The sequence below is a fragment of the Sphingobium sp. WCS2017Hpa-17 genome, from assembly GCF_031843765.1.
Taxonomy (GTDB): domain Bacteria; phylum Pseudomonadota; class Alphaproteobacteria; order Sphingomonadales; family Sphingomonadaceae; genus Sphingobium.
On sequence record NZ_JAVTIV010000053.1, the window covers coordinates 1 to 2,898 of the forward strand.

The 2,898-nt window shown below is 53.1% G+C and carries 1 rRNA gene; it reads right to left on the reverse strand.

The annotated features are described in order from the left end of the window. Positions 1–56 precede the first annotated feature (56 nt). Positions 57–2,851 (reverse strand): 23S ribosomal RNA (locus RQH62_RS24815). Positions 2,852–2,898: the final 47 nt, after the last annotated feature.

Genomic DNA, 2,898 nt, shown 5'->3' on the forward strand with positions numbered 1-2,898 from the left:
AACCATCCGTTCAACAGAAGCACTGATTTTCCAGTGCTGTTGTTGATGGTGGGACTCTCAGGCGCGATCAGAGCAATTAGGACTGGTTAGCTCCATGCGTTACCGCACTTCCACATCCAGCCTATCAACGTCGTGGTCTACGACGGCTCGAAGAAATCTTATCTTGAGGGAGGCTTCCCGCTTAGATGCTTTCAGCGGTTATCCCGTCCATACATAGCTACCCTGCTGCGCCACTGGCGTGACGACAGGTACACCAGAGGTATGTTCAACCCGGTCCTCTCGTACTAGGGTCAACTCCTCTCAAATTTCGACGCCCACGGCAGATAGGGACCAAACTGTCTCGCGACGTTCTGAACCCAGCTCACGTACCACTTTAATTGGCGAACAGCCAAACCCTTGGGACCTGCTCCAGCCCCAGGATGTGATGAGCCGACATCGAGGTGCCAAACGATTCCGTCGATATGAGCTCTTGGGAATCATCAGCCTGTTATCCCCGGCGTACCTTTTATCCGTTGAGCGATGGCCCTTCCACGAGGGACCACCGGATCACTATGACCGACTTTCGTCTCTGCTCGACTTGTCAGTCTCGCAGTCAGGCGGGCTTATGCCATTGCACTCTAACAGACGGTTTCCAACCGTCCTGAGCCCACCATCGCGCGCCTCCGTTACTCTTTAGGAGGCGACCGCCCCAGTCAAACTACCCGCCACAGAGGGTCCCTGCACCGGATAACGGTGCGAGGTTAGACATCAGAAAACAACAGGGTGGTATTTCACCTATGGCTCCACATCAACTGGCGTCGATGCTTCAAAGCCTCCCACCTATGCTACACAGTTCTTTCCTAATGCCACTCTGAAGCTGCAGTAAAGGTGCACGGGGTCTTTCCGTCTAACCGCGGGTACTCCGCATCTTCACGGAGAATTCAATTTCGCTGAGCATATCCTGGAGACAGTGGGGAAGTCGTTACGCCATTCGTGCAGGTCGGAACTTACCCGACAAGGAATTTCGCTACCTTAGGACCGTTATAGTTACGGCCGCCGTTTACCTGGGCTTCAATTCAGAGCTTGCACTCCTCCTCTTAACCTTCAGGCACCGGGCAGGCGTCAGGCCCTATACGTCGTCTTGAAGCCGACTTAGCAGAGCCCTGTGTTTTTGCTAAACAGTCGCTACCCCCTGGCCTGTGCCCCCTGCTAGAAGTTGCCTTTAAGCAGGGCCTCCTTCTTCCGAAGGTACGGAGGCAATTTGCCGAGTTCCTTCAGGATACTTCTCTCAAACGCCTTGGTATACTCTACCATTCCACCTGTGTCGGTTTAGGGTACGGTCTATACGGTGGGGCTATTTCCTGGGACAACTTCACTGCCCGGACCAATCCAATAAGGCCGAACAATTTACGCCATCCGTCACACACCACCAGGCCCACGAATATTAACGTGGTTCCCATCGACTACCCCCTTCGGGCTCGTCTTAGGGGCCGGCTTACCCTGCTCAGATTAGCTTTAAGCAGGAACCCTTGGAATTTCGGCGACAGTGCATCTCACACTGTTAATCGCTACTCATGTCTGCATTCGCACTTCCGATACCTCCACGGTCGGTTACCCTCCCGCTTCAACGGCCTACGGAACGCTCCGCTACCGCTCAGTCAAAGACTGAACCCTAAGCTTCGGTGCACGTCTTGAGCCCCGTTACATCTTCGCCGCAGGATCTCTTATTTAGACCAGTGAGCTGTTACGCTTTCTTTAAAGGATGGCTGCTTCTAAGCCAACCTCCTGGTTGTTTTGGAAATCCCACATGCTTTCCCACTTAGACGTGACTTGGGGACCTTAGCTGTAGGTTAGGGCTGTTTCCCTTTTGACGACGGACCTTAGCACCCGCCGTCTGTCTGCCGAACTAGACTCGTTGGTATTCGGAGTTTGGTTAGTATTGGTAGATCTCGCGACCCCCGCAACCATCCAGTGCTCTACCCCCAACGGCAAATATTCGACGCTCTACCTCAATAGATTTCGCGGAGAACCAGCTATTTCCCGGCTTGATTGGCCTTTCACCCCTAAGCACAACTCATCCGACAATTTTTCAACATTGAACGGTTCGGTCCTCCAGTGCGTGTTACCGCACCTTCAACCTGGTCATGCATAGATCGCCGGGTTTCGGGTCTAATGCATCAAACTATGGTCGCCCTATTCAGACTCGCTTTCGCTGCGCCTACACCTAACGGCTTAAGCTTGCTTGATACACTAAGTCACAGACCCATTATGCAAGAGGTACGCGGTCAGGTCTCAAGGACCCTCCCACTGCTTGTAGGCATCCGGTTTCAGGTACTGTTTCACTCCCCTCATCGGGGTGCTTTTCACCTTTCCCTCACGGTACTGGTTCACTATCGGTCATGTACGAGTATTTAGGCTTGGAGGGTGGTCCCCCCATGTTCAGACAGAGTTTCACGTGCTCCGCCCTACTCAAGTCCTGAGATATCATTTTCGCATACGGGGCTGTCACCCGCTATGGCCAGACTTTCCAGACTGTTCTGCTAACTATATCCCAGGCACTGGCCTGGTCCGCGTTCGCTCGCCACTACTAACGGAATCTCGGTTGATGTCTTTTCCTCCGGGTACTGAGATGTTTCAGTTCTCCGGGTTCGCTTCACCAAAGCCTATTTTATTCAGCTTAGTGATACCTCTACCATTTAACCACCAATCTGATCGCTCAGACCGAAGATTAAATGGTGAAGGTGGGTTGTCCCATTCGGAAATCGCGGGATCAAAGCCTGCTCACGGCTCCCCCACGCTTATCGCAGCGTGCCACGTCCTTCATCGCCTGTACATGCCAAGGCATTCACCAGATGCCCTTACCTCACGCTTGAGAGTCCACACCACCAACAACAGCACTGGAGAAGCACTGATGCAGTT